General features: G+C 62.2%; 13 protein-coding genes. 2 read left to right on the forward strand and 11 right to left on the reverse strand.

The window, feature by feature from the left end:
- Positions 1-42: 42 nt before the first annotated feature.
- Entirely contained in the window at positions 43-1,323 is a 1,281-nt protein-coding gene (locus H7993_RS03715; RefSeq protein ID WP_185793479.1) for a glycosyltransferase, read from the forward strand.
- 15 nt (positions 1,324-1,338) lie between these two features.
- Here H7993_RS03715 and H7993_RS03720 read toward each other — a convergent pair whose 3' ends face one another.
- Entirely contained in the window at positions 1,339-1,662 is a 324-nt protein-coding gene (locus H7993_RS03720; protein ID WP_185793480.1) for a ComEA family DNA-binding protein, read from the reverse strand.
- Positions 1,663-1,960: 298 nt separating this feature from the next.
- Here H7993_RS03720 and H7993_RS03725 point away from each other — a divergent pair, with 298 nt between their 5' ends.
- On the forward strand, positions 1,961-3,166 hold the full coding sequence (locus H7993_RS03725) for an O-antigen ligase family protein (protein WP_185793481.1): 1,206 nt from the start codon (positions 1,961-1,963) through the stop codon (positions 3,164-3,166).
- A gap of 431 nt (positions 3,167-3,597) precedes the next feature.
- Here the strand turns inward: H7993_RS03725 and H7993_RS03730 are convergent, their stop codons facing one another.
- The 10 genes from H7993_RS03730 to gmd all read right to left on the reverse strand — a co-directional run bounded on the left by H7993_RS03730 (position 3,598) and on the right by gmd (position 14,914).
- On the reverse strand, positions 3,598-4,488 hold the full coding sequence (locus H7993_RS03730; RefSeq protein ID WP_122478340.1) for a glycosyltransferase: 891 nt from the start codon (positions 4,486-4,488) through the stop codon (positions 3,598-3,600).
- Positions 4,489-4,657: 169 nt separating this feature from the next.
- Positions 4,658-5,293 carry a CatB-related O-acetyltransferase gene (locus tag H7993_RS03735; RefSeq protein ID WP_185793482.1) on the reverse strand — a complete coding sequence of 212 codons (636 nt, stop codon included), beginning with the start codon at positions 5,291-5,293 and terminating at the stop codon, positions 4,658-4,660.
- A gap of 16 nt (positions 5,294-5,309) precedes the next feature.
- On the reverse strand, positions 5,310-6,206 hold the full coding sequence (locus H7993_RS03740) for a glycosyltransferase family 2 protein (RefSeq protein WP_185793483.1): 897 nt from the start codon (positions 6,204-6,206) through the stop codon (positions 5,310-5,312).
- A 418-nt stretch (positions 6,207-6,624) separates the two neighbouring features.
- Positions 6,625-8,625 carry a polysaccharide biosynthesis protein gene (locus tag H7993_RS03745; RefSeq protein ID WP_185793484.1) on the reverse strand — a complete coding sequence of 667 codons (2,001 nt, stop codon included), beginning with the start codon at positions 8,623-8,625 and terminating at the stop codon, positions 6,625-6,627.
- Positions 8,626-8,725: 100 nt separating this feature from the next.
- Positions 8,726-9,736 carry an MraY family glycosyltransferase gene (locus H7993_RS03750; protein WP_185793485.1) on the reverse strand — a complete coding sequence of 337 codons (1,011 nt, stop codon included), beginning with the start codon at positions 9,734-9,736 and terminating at the stop codon, positions 8,726-8,728.
- On the reverse strand, positions 9,733-10,704 hold the full coding sequence (locus tag H7993_RS03755; RefSeq protein WP_185793486.1) for a UDP-glucose 4-epimerase family protein: 972 nt from the start codon (positions 10,702-10,704) through the stop codon (positions 9,733-9,735). The genes H7993_RS03750 and H7993_RS03755 overlap by 4 nt, the downstream gene beginning before the upstream one ends.
- Positions 10,705-10,728: 24 nt before the next feature.
- A complete protein-coding gene (locus tag H7993_RS03760; RefSeq protein ID WP_185793487.1) occupies positions 10,729-11,844 on the reverse strand; it encodes a glycosyltransferase family 4 protein in 1,116 nt (371 codons plus the stop codon).
- Positions 11,841-12,986 carry a glycosyltransferase family 4 protein gene (locus H7993_RS03765; RefSeq protein ID WP_185793488.1) on the reverse strand — a complete coding sequence of 382 codons (1,146 nt, stop codon included), beginning with the start codon at positions 12,984-12,986 and terminating at the stop codon, positions 11,841-11,843. The genes H7993_RS03760 and H7993_RS03765 overlap by 4 nt, the downstream gene beginning before the upstream one ends.
- Positions 12,987-13,883, reverse strand: a complete 897-nt coding sequence (locus H7993_RS03770) for a GDP-mannose 4,6-dehydratase (protein WP_122795717.1) — start codon at positions 13,881-13,883, stop codon at positions 12,987-12,989.
- Complete coding sequence (gene gmd, locus H7993_RS03775) at positions 13,883-14,914, reverse strand: GDP-mannose 4,6-dehydratase (protein WP_122714154.1); 1,032 nt, start codon at positions 14,912-14,914, stop codon at positions 13,883-13,885. The genes H7993_RS03770 and gmd overlap by 1 nt, the downstream gene beginning before the upstream one ends.
- Between the last annotated feature and the right edge of the window lie 247 nt (positions 14,915-15,161).

Here is a 15,161-nt window from a genome sequence, read left to right on the forward strand (position 1 = left end):
GACCTGACGCACTGTGTTCACCTGAACGCGCCGGAGTCGACAATGATCCGCTTTGCCATCATCGCTCCACCCCTGCCGAGCCACTTTCAACCGCTTGAAAACCTGGCAATGGAGCTGATCGACCGCGGACACAGCGTCACATTCTTCCACCAACTTGACGCACGTCATCTATTGCATTGCAACAGGGTCAAATTCCGCAGCGTCGGCCAGGAACGCTTTCCTGCCGGAAGCCTGGCAAAAAGCCTTGCACTGGCAGCCAATTTCGACACTTTGCTCGGCCAGCGGCGTACCTACGCCGATATGGCGCAAGTCACGCAGATGCTCTGTGAAGAGTTGCCCAACGCTCTGCGCGAAGAACGCATCGACGCCGTGCTGTGCGACCAGATGGAAGCAGCGGGCGGGCTGGTGGCAGAGTCGCTTGGCCTGCCGTTCGTGTCCGTCGCCTGCGCATTGCCGGTCAACCGGGAGGACATAACCGTACCGTTGGCCGTATTGCCCTACCCGTACGAGCGCGGCGAAGACGCCATCGAGCGGTATGCGCGCGCCGAGCGCCGGCATGACTGGGTCATGAAGCCATTGCGCAAAGCCATTGCCCGTCAGTCCGCCGCACTTGGGCTGAGCGTCCGCGAGGGCCTGCATCAATGCCTGTCGCCGCTCGCGCAAATCAGCCAAACGGTGCTGGAGTTCGATTTTCCGCGGCCCAATCTGCCGCCATGGTTCCATGAGGTCGGCCCCCTGCGCCGGGTGTCCGATGAGACCAACCACCTGCCCTACACGTTGGACAATGCTCGGCCTTTCGTCTTCGCAACCTTGGGCCGGCTCCATGGCAACCGCATGAGCCTGTTCAAACGCATTGCCCAGGCCTGCAAGTTGCTCGATGCCCAACTGCTGGTCATGCATTGCGGTGGGCTGAGTCATCGGCAAAGCGATCAACTGCTGCGGCACGGCGCAACCTGGGTCACGGATTTTGCCGACCAGCCCATGCTGTTGCAGTATGCCGACGTGCTGGTGACCCACGGCGACCTCGACATCGTGCTCGAAGCCGTCGTGGCAGAAACGCCGATCCTGGCCTTGCCCATCGCCGCCGACCAGCCAGGCGTTGCGGCGCGGGTGGCCTACAGCGGTTCCGGCGTCCACGCCAGCCGGCATTGCAGCAGCCGGGAGTTGGCGGAACACATGCGTCATCTGCTGGAGAACCAATGGCCCGACCTGGAGAACCTGGCCGATGCCATCCACCTGATGGGCGGCACCCAGCGGGCTGCCGATATCGTCGAGGCGGTGATTCCCGACCGGTTCAAACTGCGTCTGGTCAGCTCCAGCTGAGCCTGCGACCGATCGTCAGTTGACGACCAGCTTGTCGCGGTTGCGATCCAGCAAAGCCTTGCCGATACCCGTAACCTCCAGCAGTTCTTCGACCGAGTCGAATGGCCCGTAGGTCTGTCGGTGCTTGACGATGGCGGTCGCCTTGGTCAGGCCGACCCCGGAGAGTTCCTTCTTGAGGGTTTCAGCGTCGGCCGTATTGAGGTTGACCCTGCCCGGCAGCCCCGGATGGGCAACCGATACCGAGGCGGCGGGTGCCGCCATGGCCGGCGAGCTTAGAATGGGCACCGCGGTGCTGGCGAAGAATGCCAGCGCCAGTGCAGGAAGGAGGATCTTGCGCATTGCTTATGCTCCATGACTTGAATGAGAAGTGCGGCATTCCCGAGCCGCCTGCCAACCCTAGCCCCGCATCGCAGATGTTCCAGTGCCACCCTGTTGCACGACGTGTCGCACTGGCCCTGCCCCGGCCTGCGCGGGCGCCTGACGGATTGAGGGCATGTGTAAGTAGGTGTGTGCGCTGCACCAGCCCGTAGGATTTTTCGGCGTTCGGACCTTCTGTGTTGATGCAAAGTCACATCCACGTACAATCCACCCGCCCCCAAACACTTCACTGCCAAGGCCTATGGACAGACAACCTCTCATGCAATCCCAGAGTACTTCCGTGCGCGAGCGTACGGTGCACGTGCTGAACGCCTATGTGCTCCCCATCGGCTGGTTGGTCATCATGACCGGCATGTTCTGGGCATGGGATCGCTCTCTGTATCACAAGCTGTTCTACATCTTCCTGGCGGTGCCCACCCTGCTCGCCCTGGCATTGCAGCCAGGTCCGTTCAAGGCGCTGGTGCGCAACCCGATGTTCCTTGCCTTCGTGGCCTTCAGTGCCTACATCCTGCTCAGTGTCAGTTGGGCCGCAGAGGGCGAAGACTTCGGCTCGCTGTTCAAGCGGCCGCTCTACATCGCCATGGTGCTGCTCTCGGCTGGCCTGATCGCGCTGAAGGTGCCCGCGCGACTGGCGCAACTCACCCGTGCAGCGGCAGTGATCGCCACGGCAGCGGCGGGTTTGTCGTTGATCTATTTCTATGGCGTGCAAGGCGCGTCCCTGGGCAGCCGTCTGGATGGGTATGGCGCGCTCTACAACCCTCTGCTCAGCGCCCATGTGTTCGGCGCCTTTGCCAGTGTCTGGCTGGCCACCTGGTACATCGGACGCAATCCGTGGAACCCGTTGGCGCTGGGGTGCCTGGCGGTACTGGGCGTAACCTTGATCGCCACGGGTTCGCGGACGCCGATCATCGGCATGGCGGCGGCATTGCTGTGGCTGATGGCGGCGGGAAACAAGAAACGCGGCGGTCTGGCGATTGCCATTGCGCTGCTGGGGATCGCAGCGCTGTACGTGGTAATGCCCGATGTGCTGACCTCGCGCGGGGCGTCGTACCGGCCGGAAATCTGGATGGAGTCACTGCGTCAGATCGGCGAGAACCCGTGGTTAGGGCGCGGCTACGATTCGGAAATGACCATCGTCATCCCAGGTCTGCCGTACACCTTGGCCGACCCGCACAATATCGAACTGGGCGTGCTGTACATCGGCGGCGTTGCAGGGCTCAGCCTGTGGATGGTGCTGTATGGTCTGGCCATGCGCTTCTGCTGGATGAATCGCCGCGAACCGCAGGTGGTGTTGGCTGCAACCTGGCTGGTGTTCGGGTTTGCGTCGGGGCTGACCGAAGGCAGCGCCTTCATGTCCCGCCCCAAGGAGCACTGGTTCCTGATCTGGATTCCGATGGCGCTGGTGTATGCGCAATGGCTATGCCACTGGGGCAACCGCCTCAGCCGCCCTGCCAAGGCCGTTTGAGTGACATTACGGATTGCCTGATGCAACGCAGTGCGCCTTTCGCGGCCACGGGCCGCTCCTACGCAGAATCCGACGTCCCGTAGGAGCGGTCATCGGCCGCGAAAACGTCTACGCGGATTGCCTGCTGTAACGCAGCGCGCCCTTCGCGGCCACGGGCCGTTCCTACGGAGAATCCGCCCTCCCGTAGGAGCGGTCATCGGCCGCGAAAACGTCTACGCGGATTGCCTGCTGTAACGCAGCGCGCCCTTCGCGGCCACGGGCCGCTCCTACGGAGAATCCGACGCCCCGTAGGAGCGGTCATCGGCCGCGAAAAGGGTTACGCGTACTGCCTGATGCACTGCGGTGCGCCTTTCGCGGCCACGGGCCGCTCCTACGGAGGATCCGACGTCCCGTAGGAGCGGTCATCGGCCGCGAAAACGTCTACGCGGATTTCAGCTGAACACCATACGGAGCATGCCGCGCAGGGTCTTCCTGTTCCAGGCCCTGAGCGGAATCATGCCCAGCAGCTCTCTGCTCAGGCCCTTGTCCTTGCGCGCATACTTCAGGAACATCGAATTGAGAAAACGCCAGCGCACCTGCTCGTACGCCGGGTGCTCGCGGTACACGGCGTAGGTCTTGAGCACGTTCTCGACCATGAAGCGGCCATTCTTGTAGGTGTTGGTCGCATGCTTGCGGTACTGCGCCAGGGGCTCACCCAGTACATCGATGAAATAACCCGCGCGGGTCACTGCCAACTCGATATAGACATCCTCAAGGCGAATCTCCGGATCGAACCCACCTACCTTCTCCAGCGCCTCGCGACGGAACATCAGCGTGGCGGCGGTCGGCCCCGGCTTGCGGTCCATGAACATGTCGTCGAAATCCAGCCGGCGGAACGGCTCGTTGCGCTTGCGCTGTTCACGCTCGCACATCACCTTGCCGGTCGCATCGATGATCTCGGTATTGGCCGAGCAGATACCCACCTCGGGCTTGCCTTCCATGTACGCCACCTGAGTGGCGATACGATGGGCGAACATCACGTCATCCGACCCGAACGGCACCACCAGGCTGCCCTGGCAACGGGCCACCGACTCGTTCAGCGTCCGCGACAGCCCCTTGTTCTCCTGCACGCGCAGATCGAAACCATGCTCGGCACTGAGTTTGCGCAGCAGCTCGACGCTGCCATCGGTCGAACCATCGTCCACCACCAGCAACTCGATGTTGGCGTAGGTCTGCGCCAGCACGCTGCCGATCGAGGCCTCGATATACGGCGCATGGTTGTACGACGCGATGATCACCGACACCAGGGGCTGCTTTCGATTGTCTGAGGTGGACGTGTTCATAATCACTGCTCTGAAAAAGTGATGCCGTGCCTACGCGAAGGTAGGCACTCTAGGTACGACGAGCGGCCGAGCCAATCGCCAGGGCCATTCGCATTGTAACAATGCATGACCTCAATGGATGTCAGGCCTTGCTTGCAACGTTGGCAAGCGGATGACACTTCCAACCACTTCATCCAGCCACGGCTGTTGGCTGGCGATTGCGGGCATAGGCCAGAAATGCCTCGAGGTCGTCGCTACACAGCAGGTGGGCCACGGCTTTGACTTCGGCAACAGGCCAATCCCACCACGCCGACGCCAGCAAGGCGTCCCGCACGCGTTCTTCGAAACGCCACTTGATGAACCGACACGGGTTGCCGCCCACCACGGCATAGGGCGGTATGTCCTTGGTCACCACCGCGCCGGCTGCAACCACTGCACCATGGCCAACCGTCACACCGGACAGAATCAACACATTGGCGCACAGCCAGCAGTCGCTGCCGATGATCACGTCGCCTTTGGTAGGCGCTGCGCCCGGCACGTCCTTGACCTCGTCGATTATCAACGGAAACGGAAAGCACGACACCCAATCGGTGCGGTGGCCACCGCCGAGCAGGATCTTCACCCCCTCAGCGATCGAGGTGTAGTTGCCGACCTTCAAGGTGGTGTCGTCACCGAACTCCTGCACGTCGGGAATGCCGTAGGTGCCCACCCCGATTGCATACTGGGGGTAGCGCATGCGGATTCGCTCGGGCCCGCGAAACAGCTTCTCGAACTGCCCGAGGTGCTTGCGAACCTTCCTTTTCTTCAACCGGTCCCACCACTTCATCGACGCACTTCCTTACTTACCAATGCAGCACCAGACGCTTGAGACGGCGAAACGTGGTGCGATCCCATAGCTTGAGCGGGATGGAGCGCAGCAGTCGCAGCGCATCCTTCTTGTCTTCCACCACCGCGTATTTCAACGCCTTGTTGACCAGCTTGGCGCGGCCACGCTCGTAGCCAGGGTGCCCACGATAGGGTTCGATGGCGCGCATGTCGGCTTCGAGCAGGGTCTTGTAGCGGCGCGAGAGGTTGTGCGGATGGCGCCGGTAGCGAGTCACGATCACCGGCAGCATGTGGATCTCGACACCCTGCTCGGCAATGCGCAGGGTGATCTGGAAATCCTGGACCTTGATGGCCGGGTCGTAGAACTTGGCCTTGCGCAGCACGTCCATGCGGTACAACGACACCGGCGCGCCGCAGACCCGGGCATTGGCGAGGATGTCGGCGAAATCCATGCGGCGGATGCGCGTGTGCGTCTGGTCCTTGAGGGCATTGCCCTGGGTGTCCATGTAGGTGATCAATGCACCTACCGCGCCGACTTCCGGATTCTGTTCGAGGTAGTCGACGCGCACGCGCAGGGAGTGGGCGAGCATGATGTCGTCCAGATCCGGCGTGGAGACGTATTTGCCGCGGGCGTGCTGCAGGCCGAAGTTGAGCGCGGCGCTGACACCCTGGTTGGTTTGCCGCAGCAACTGGAAGTCGTAGGTCGCCTGCAGCGCGGTGAGCATCTCGATGCTGCGGTCACTGGAACCGTCGTCGACGATGATCACTTCGAAATTCGGATAGTCCTGGGCGAAGATGCTGGCCAACGCCTCTTCGAGGAAATTTTCAGCGTTGTAGCACGGCGCCACGATCGAAACGAGGGGCAAATCCGCTACGTCGGCTCGATCGGCAGGTTCGGAAAGTATGTCGGTCATTTTATGGGCAACGACTAATTCGGGTATGTACGGCCTGATATCGGCAGCGCTGCATGATGGGCGATCCGTAACCGATTGTCGACCAATCCATGCCCCCCCACCGTAGGAGCGGTCATCGGCCGCGAAAAGGTCCGCGCGGTGGGTCAGGCGAAATGCGGGGCGGCCTTCGCGGCCACCGGCCGCTCCTACGGGGTGTCGGCAGATCGGGCAACCCTCCGTAGGAGCGGTCACCGGCCGCGAAAAGGGCACCGCAGTGGATCAGGGAGACCGCGGGCGGGGGAGTCGGCAGGATCGGCAACCCTCCGTAGGAGCGGTCACCGGCCGCGAAAAGGGCACCGCAGTGGATCAGGGAGACCGCGGGGCGGCCTTCGCGGCCACTGGCCGCTCCTACGGGGGAGCGAGTTTGCAAGACGCCGGATCAGTCGGGGGTGCCGCGGTGCTGTTGGATGTGCAGCCAATCGACGATCTCGCCTTCGGGCGCGTAGCCGCTCACGGCTTCCTGCAATATCTCGCGGACCCGGTCGAAATCCGTGTCATCCAGTGCCCGCAGCAAAGCGGTCAGCTCACCCTTGAGGGCTTCCCATGGCAAATGATCCTCATGGGCGCTCATGATCATCGGATGACGGGTAGCCACCACGTTATTGCCGATCAGCAATTCCTCATACAGCTTCTCACCCGGCCGCAGCCCAGTGAACTCGATGCCGATATCCCCTTGGGGATTCTGCTCGGACCGAATGCTCAAGCCCGACAAGTGAATCATCTTTTGCGCCAGGTCGATGATCTTCACCGGCTCGCCCATGTCCAGCACGAACACCTCACCGCCACGCCCCATCGACCCGGCCTGGATCACCAACTGCGCGGCCTCGGGAATGGTCATGAAATAGCGGGTGATGTTCGGATGGGTCACCGTCACCGGCCCCCCCGACTTGATCTGCTTGTGAAACAACGGAATCACCGACCCCGACGAGCCCAGCACATTGCCGAAGCGCACCATGGTGAAGCGTGTCTTGTTCACCCGCGCCACGTTGGCCGGGTCGCCGAACAACACCGGCGCCACTTCACGGCTCAGCGCCTGCAGGGTCATCTCCGCCAGGCGTTTGGTGCTGCCCATCACATTGGTGGGGCGCACCGCCTTGTCGGTGGAGATCAATACGAAGTTGGCCACCCCCGCCTGCAACGCCGCCTGGGCGCAGTTCAGCGTACCCAGCACGTTGTTGCGTACACCCTCGGCAATGTTGTGTTCCACCATCGGCACATGCTTGTAGGCCGCCGCGTGGTACACCGTGTCCACCTTCCAGGTAGTCATCACCTCGAGCAGCTTGGCCTGGTCGCGCACCGTGCCCAGGGTCGGCAGCATCTGCACGTGCAACCCTTCACGGGCGGCACGCTGTTCCAGCTCGCCGCTGATGGTGTACAGATTGAATTCGCCATGATCCAGCAGAATCAGCAGCGCCGGCTCAAGGCCAAGAATCTGCCGACACAGCTCGGAGCCGATCGATCCCCCTGCCCCGGTCACCAGCACCGACTTGCCAGCAATGCAGTGTTCCAGCAGGTCATCCTGCGCAGGCACCGAATCACGCCCGAGCAAGTCGGCAATGTCGACTTCCTGAATGTCGTCGACCTTCACCTCACCACTGGCCAGCGCGGTGAAGTTGGGCACACTGCGCACGTGCAGCGGAAAGCCTTCGAGGAAACTGAGAATCTCGCGACGCCGCGAGCGCGACGTCGACGGCAACGCCAGCAGCAGCTCCTCGGCGCCGGTCAGATCGATCATTCGCTGGATATGCTTGGGCTTGAACACCTGAATGCCGGCAATCACCCGGTCGGATATGCTCGGGTCGTCGTCGATGAACGCCACCGGACGCATCACCCGGCCCATGCGCAGTGCGGCAACCAGCTGGTTGCCTGCAACACCGGCGCCGTACACCGCCACCTTGGTCAAACGGTCGTCACGCCCGGCGAAGGGCACGTTGTGCACGGCGTTGAACCAGTCGCCCATGAAGTATTGGCGCATGGCCAGGCGCAGGCCGCCGATGATGACCAGGCTGATCCACCAATAATTGAATATGATCGAGCGCGGCACCACCGTCTGGTGGTTGCTGTACCAATACACCACCACCGCCAGGATCAGCGCCGACAGGCTGACCGCCTTGACGATGGCCACCAATGCATCGTTGCCGAAGTAGCGCATCACCGCGCGATACATGCCGAAACGAATGAACAACGGTATGGCCACGAACGGAGCGGCCACGAACAACCATTCGTGCTCGCGGATCGGGTTGTACATGTCCTCGATGCCCAGGCGCACCAGAAAGGCCATCCACAGTGCAATCCAGACCAGCACGATGTCCGCGACCACTTGCAACATACGCTTCTGGCGACGTGGCAAACCCAGCAAGCGTGTACGTATTCTATCCATCAGTATTCGACCCGAATGGCCCCAGACCGTAACGGTCGGTTGTAGTAACTACGTAACCTTAAGTGCGATCAGCCAATTGCACCAGTGCGCGAACGCAATTTCATGCGCGTTCCAATTCCCCCGCATGATAACGAAAAGCCAGCCACAACAAAGGGATGTACGCAATAAAGGTGCCTAGAACGGGGCTCAGACCGAAAACCGTCACGGCAATGGCCCAGGGCAACAGCCAGCCCAGCGTGATCGACGCCGTCGCCAGGGTCACCGGCAGATGACGCCCGTAGACCCGCGAGGCGTACTGATAGGCGTGGCTTCGATGAGCCTGATACACCTTGTCACCGCGCAGCAAACGGCGCAGCAAGGTGAACGTGGCGTCGACGATGAACACACCCAGAAGGATCACCCACCCCCAGAAGTAAGCCGGCTCGATCCACGCTGCCTGAACCGACAGCACCGCCAGCACCAGCCCAAGAAAACCGCTGCCCGCATCGCCCATGAAGATCTTCGCCGGCGGCCAGTTCCACAGCAGAAAGCCCGACACCGCCGCCGCCAGCACGGCCGGCAGCCACATCAACTGCGCATGCCCGCCAAGCGCATAGATCAAACAGGCCCCGGCGCACACGCAGATGGCCTCGACACTGGCGATACCGTCGATGCCGTCCATGAAGTTGTAGAGGTTGAGCATCCACACCAGGTACAACAGGCCGAATAACCACCACAACGCGGCAAGCCCGTCGACCGCACCGATCACGCCGGGCATGCCGCCCAGGCACAGCAGGGCCCAGCCGCCCGCTGCGAAATGCCCGAGCAGGCGCCAACGTGCAGCGATGTGATTGTGATCGTCGAGAAAACCCACCACGGCCACCAGCGTCCCACTGCCGAACAGGGCCAGCCAAACATGGCTTTCGAGCATTCCCCAAAGCGCCAGCCCGCTGATGGCGGCCAGGAACACCAGTACGATCGCCACGCCACCGCCGCGCGGGGTCGGCACCGTGTGGGAACTGCGCGCGTTGGGCACGTCCATCAGGCTGCGCGCCAGCGCATAGCGACGCAGAGCGAACGTCAGCCCATAAGCAAACACCAGCACGACCAGCAGCCATACCAGCAAGCTCATCGACGGCGCGCTGCCACGTAGGGGCGCGCCGTGGCGGCCAGAGCGTCGGCCATGGAGGTGGGCGGCTGCCAGCCCAGCAATTGGCGATTCTTGTCGATGTCGACTTCCAGGGAATCAAACAGCCGTTGCGTCACTGCACCCTGCCCCAAGGCATTCGCCACGCGGCTCATCCACGGCAACGGCACATCGAGCAGCCGCGGCTGCTTGCCCATCGCCGCAGCCATGGCGCGCACCAGGTTCGCAGTGGACACCGGCTCGCCATCACTGACCAGAAAGGTCTGATTCGCCGCAGCCGGATGTTCCAGGCAGGTGCACACCAGATCCGCCAGATTGTCCAGTGCCACCAGGCTGCGACGGTTGTTGGTCTTGCCGAAAGGCAGCGGCACACCACTGCTCACCAGACGCAGCAGCGTCTGGAAATTCGCGCGCACGCCTGGCCCGTACACCAGCACCGGGCGAATGATCACCACCTCCATGCCGGTGCTTGCTGCCAATGCTCGCAAGCCCACTTCCGCTTCAAGCTTGGAAATGCCGTAGGCATCACGCGGAGACGGCTCGTCGTCGGCACGAAACGGCTGCCCCGGCTCGGTGGCCTCGCCATTGACCTTGATCGAACTGATGAAAACAAAGCGCCGCACCCCGGCCTGCGCCGCCTGGCGGGCAAGGTTCAGCGTGCCTTCGACATTCACCCGGCGAAATTCGGCCAAGGGATCGGCGTGCGACTCGCGCATCACGTGCACACGCGCAGCGGCGTGCACCACACTGTCGATGCCGGCCAGCGCGCTGGTCCAGTCGGTGTCGGCGGCCAGGGTGGGCACCACGCAGCCTTCCACCCCTATGGGCAGCTTGGTGTAGGCGCGGCGCACGGCGGCGCGGGTGATCGGGCAGCCCAGCCGCACCAGCCGAGCCGCGACAGCGGCACCGACAAAACCCGACGCGCCAGTTACCAAAACAGCTTTCGAGATCATGGGCGAGCACCTTGGTCGAATGGATTAACGCTGCAATACGTCGTGATACAACTGCACATAACTGTCCGCCATCCCCTGCGCGGTGAACACCTGCTGGAAGCGACGCGCCGCGGCGGCGCCCATGGCACTGGCCAGGGCTTCATCGTTCCACAGTGTCTGCATGGCCGCCGCCAGCGCCTGGGGATCGCGCGGGGGAATCACCAGCCCGGTTTCACCGGCCCGGTTGATGTAGCTCATGCCGCTGCCGATGTCGCACGAAATCATCGGCTTGCCATACATGGCGCCTTCAAGCAGCGAAATGCCGAACGACTCGGAACGCAGGTGCGACGGAAACACGAAGGCGTGGCACAGGGTCAGCAGCGCCGCCTTGTCTTCATCGGGCAAGCCGCCGAGAAAATGCACATTGCTCACTTCAAGCTGCTGGGCATGGGCCTTGAGCTCAGCTTCCAGATGGCCACCCCCAAGAATCACCACCGGCAAGCCGGTCGCCTTGGCAGCATCGAGCAGGTAGTTCAGACCCTTGTAGTAGCGCAGCGCACCGACGAAAAGAAAGAACTTGCCGGGAAAGCGCGCCTGCCAATGCGCCAGGTGCTCGGCAGACGGCGTGGGGTATGAGGTGGGATCGAGGCCGAACGGGATGACCGACAACTTTTCAGTGAAGCGCTGCAGCACCGGGCTGCTGGCCGCGTAGTCGGGTGAAGACACGACGATACGGTCCATGGACCCGAGGAAGCGATTCATCAACGGCTGATACAACTTGAGCAGGGTCTTCTGCTTGATGATGTCGGAGTGATAACTGACCACCGACGGCTTGCCGGTGCGGCTGGCAAAATGCACCAAATCCATGAACGGCCAGGGGAAGTGGTAGTGAATCAGATCCGCCTGGCTGGCCAACTCCTTGAAATCGCCCAGCGCCGACCAGGAAAACCCGGTCGAGGCCACGTGCAAATCGAGCTTGGCACGGTGGGCCACATGGTGCCCTACCCGTTCGCCACGCGCCGCGCCGCGCTCGCTGAGGTACAACACTTCGGATTGCACACCGCCCGCGGCACATCCCTCTGCCAGCTGAAAGATGACCTGCTCGATACCGCCCATGGAATCGGGGAAGTACGTCTTGAAGAAGTGCAGCACCTTGATCATCGGCTTTCCAACGTGCGGCGATAGGATATCAAGGTCTGCGCCGCACAACGGTCCCAGGAGAATCCGTCGGCGTGGGCCAGACCACGTTGCCGAGCCTCGGCGCGCCATGGGTCGTCTTCCAACGCCTTGGCCATGTGCTGCGCCAGGGTTTCGATATCCATCGCCTCGCACATCAGCGCCGCCTCGCCCGCCACTTCCAACAGGGACGAGTTGTTGGCACAGACCACCGGCACGCCCGAACTCATCGACTCCAGCACCGGCAGGCCAAACCCCTCGTACAACGACGGAAAGGCAAACAACCGCGCGCCCGCGAACAGCACCGGCAAGTCCTCGGCCGGCACGAAGCCCAGATAGCGCGCCCAGCCCTGGCGCTGCGCCGACTCGATGCGCGCAAAGATCGCCTCGTTCTGCCAGCCTCGGTAGCCGGCCAGGATCAACGGCCAGCGTTGGCGCGTGGCCAGCGGCAGCGTTTCGTAGGCGGTGAGCAGCGTCTCGATGTTCTTGCGCGGCTCGATGGTGCCGGCGAACAGGCTGTAGCCTTCGTGGCTCAACCCGTAGCGCCCGAGCACTTCAGCGGTTTGCGCCGCGCTGCGCGGATGAAACTCTGGCGAACTGGCCAGCGGCACAGTGTCTATCCGCTCGAGCGGCCAATCGAAATACTCGGCCAGTTCGCGCCGGGTGAATTCGGAGTCGGTGATCAGGCGGTCCGCGCGCTTCAAGGTCAGCCGCAGCTCTTTCTGCAGGTAGCGCGCCAGCTGCGGCGCGTGACACTGGGACCAGGTAAACGGCGACAGGTCGTGAAAGGTCGCAATGCGCGGCCCCTTGAACGGCGGCAGGTAATAATTGGGGCTGTGATACAGATAATCGCCATGCCCTTTCAGGGCACGCGCCTTGAGCAATGGCATCAGCAGACGATAGGCCTCGATGGCCAGAAAGTTTTTCTGCACTGCCCGCTTGAGGCTGTAGCCGCTGCCGGACGCGTCCGCCGCACTCGGCAGCGCCAGCAAGAAGCTGCGCCCGGCGAAGAACTGCAGGTCGGTTATTTCCGGACTGCTCTGCAGGCGGCGCGCCAGCTCATAGGTGTAACGCCCAATGCCCGTCAGCGGAAAGCGCACAGGCTCGACGGAAAGGACGACCTTCATTTATTGGGCAGCCAACATCCATTGCAGGGTGTCGCGTAACGGCGGGGTCTGCCAGTCGCCCACCAGCGAACGCAGGCGGGTATTGTCCCCGCACAGCGTCTTCACTTCGTTGGCGCGCACGAATGCGGGGTTCACTTCCACACGGATGGAATGGCCGGTAATGCTTTCGCACAACTCGATCACTTCACGCAGCGAATGGGTGACACCCGAGCTGACATTGACGGTTTGCCCCAAGGGCTTGTTTTCCAGCAGCCCACGGTATGCGGCGACCAGCGCACGTACGTCGCTGAAATCGCGCCACACGTCGAGGTTGCCCAGCTCGATCACCTCGGCCTTGCGGCGGAAGTGCGAGACGATCTTGGGCAACAGAAAATTGTCCGCCTGCCCCACCCCGGTGTAGTTGAACGGCCGGGTGACGACAATGGGCAAGCGGTTTTGCCACAAGCTGGCCATGTATTCCATGGCCAGCTTGCTGACGGCGTAATCGTTGGCCGGCGCAGGAGCCGTGCCTTCGTCCAGCATGCCTTCGGATGCATTGCCATACACATTGGCGCTACTGGCCAGCAATACACATTCAGGCGCCTTGCCCGAAGCGGCGACCGCTTCGAGCAGGTTGCGCGTACCAATCAGGTTGACCTGATAGAACGCATCAGCCACGCCATGGCCCACGAACGCCAGTGCGGCGAGGTGAACCACGTAATCGGGCTGCAGCTCTGCCAGCAACGCGCTGAGCCTGGGCGCATCGTTCAGATCGGCCTGGTAGTAACCTGGCTCCTCCGACGGCTGACTGCCCAAGCCGATGACTTCGTACCCATGGGCCTGCAACTCGGCGGCCATGTAGCGGCCGGTGAAACCCTGGATACCAGTGATCAATGCGCGTTTGCCGACATTAGCCATCAGAACGAAAACCCTTTCTCGTTGCGGCGCAGGTCAGCCTCGACCATCATCCGGCACAGCTCTTCCAGCGAGGTTTTCGGTTCCCAGCCCAATACGGCCTTGGCCTTGGCCGGGTTGCCGATCAGCAGGTCAACTTCGGTTGGGCGGTAGAACTTCGGATTGACCGAAACCAGCACCTTGCCGGTCTTGGCACACAGGCCCTGCTCGGATTCAGCTTCGCCCTGCCACTTGATCTCGATGTCCACGGCCTTGAAGGCCATGGTGACGAAGTCACGCACGGTTTCGGTACGGTTGGTGGCCAACACGAAGGTGTCCGGCTCGTCGGCCTGCAGCATGCGCCACATACCTTCGACGTATTCCTTGGCGAAACCCCAATCGCGCTTGGCGTCGATGTTGCCCAGCTCCAGGGTTTCCTGCAGGCCCAGCTTGATCTTGGCGACGGTGTCGGTGATCTTGCGGGTCACGAACTCACGGCCGCGCAGAGGCGACTCGTGGTTGAACAGGATGCCGCTGGTGGCGAAGATGCCGTACGACTCGCGGTAGTTGATGGTCATCCAGTGGGCGTACAGCTTGGCCACACCGTAGGGGCTGCGCGGGTAGAACGGGGTTTCCTCGATCTGAGGAATGGCCTGCACCTTGCCGAACATCTCGGAAGTCGAAGCCTGGTAGAAGCGCGCCTTCGGATTGACGATGCGGATGGCTTCCAACAGGTTGACAGCGCCCAGGCCAGTGATTTCGGCGGTGGTCAGCGGCTGCTCGAACGAGACACCGACGAAGCTCTGCGCAGCAAGGTTGTAGACCTCGGTGGCTTCGGTGGTCTGCAGCAAACGGATGCTGGCAGACAGGTCGGTCAAGTCGTACTCGACCAGGTGCAGGTTAGGGTTGTTCTGGATACCCAGCTCTTCGATACGCCAGAAGTTGACGGAGCTGGTACGGCGGTAGGTGCCGTATACGGTGTAGCCCTTTTCCAGCAGCAGTTCCGCCAGGTAGGCGCCATCTTGACCAGTGATACCAGTGACAATAGCTTTCATGCGAATTAACCAACTCCATTTAGTGCCGACTAGGCAGTGTAAAGAGAAACCGAACAACGCTTGCGGCCGCGCAAAGCACCGGCGCTCGAATTATCAAAGCGCGGAGTATACATATACCCGCAAGCCCAGCCCAGCCTCCAACACCGGCGCGAGCCGAAGACCGCACGCTGCTCGCATCCCGTAGGAGCGGTCCGTGGCCGCGAAAAGAACACCAAGGACTGACTGATGTATCGCAGTGTTCCGTTCG

It is taken from the genome of Pseudomonas baltica, from assembly GCF_014235765.1.
In the GTDB taxonomy this organism is placed as follows: Bacteria; Pseudomonadota; Gammaproteobacteria; order Pseudomonadales; family Pseudomonadaceae; genus Aquipseudomonas; species Aquipseudomonas baltica.

Bases quoted from the DNA above. Each gene is read 5' to 3' on its own strand.
- H7993_RS03740 (WP_185793483.1), bottom strand. From the start codon at position 6,206: ATGACCGACATACTTTCCGAACCTGCCGATCGAGCCGACGTAGCGGAT.
- H7993_RS03760 (WP_185793487.1), bottom strand. From the start codon at position 11,844: ATGATCAAGGTGCTGCACTTCTTCAAGACGTACTTCCCCGATTCCATG.
- gmd (WP_122714154.1), bottom strand. From the start codon at position 14,914: ATGAAAGCTATTGTCACTGGTATCACTGGTCAAGATGGCGCCTACCTG.
- H7993_RS03755 (WP_185793486.1), bottom strand. From the start codon at position 10,704: ATGATCTCGAAAGCTGTTTTGGTAACTGGCGCGTCGGGTTTTGTCGGT.
- H7993_RS03725 (WP_185793481.1), top strand. From the start codon at position 1,961: ATGCAATCCCAGAGTACTTCCGTGCGCGAGCGTACGGTGCACGTGCTG.
- H7993_RS03720 (WP_185793480.1), bottom strand. From the start codon at position 1,662: ATGCGCAAGATCCTCCTTCCTGCACTGGCGCTGGCATTCTTCGCCAGC.
- H7993_RS03730 (WP_122478340.1), bottom strand. From the start codon at position 4,488: ATGAACACGTCCACCTCAGACAATCGAAAGCAGCCCCTGGTGTCGGTG.
- H7993_RS03765 (WP_185793488.1), bottom strand. From the start codon at position 12,986: ATGAAGGTCGTCCTTTCCGTCGAGCCTGTGCGCTTTCCGCTGACGGGC.
- H7993_RS03770 (WP_122795717.1), bottom strand. From the start codon at position 13,883: ATGGCTAATGTCGGCAAACGCGCATTGATCACTGGTATCCAGGGTTTC.
- H7993_RS03750 (WP_185793485.1), bottom strand. From the start codon at position 9,736: ATGAGCTTGCTGGTATGGCTGCTGGTCGTGCTGGTGTTTGCTTATGGG.
- H7993_RS03745 (WP_185793484.1), bottom strand. From the start codon at position 8,625: ATGGATAGAATACGTACACGCTTGCTGGGTTTGCCACGTCGCCAGAAG.
- H7993_RS03735 (WP_185793482.1), bottom strand. From the start codon at position 5,293: ATGAAGTGGTGGGACCGGTTGAAGAAAAGGAAGGTTCGCAAGCACCTC.
- H7993_RS03715 (WP_185793479.1), top strand. From the start codon at position 43: ATGATCCGCTTTGCCATCATCGCTCCACCCCTGCCGAGCCACTTTCAA.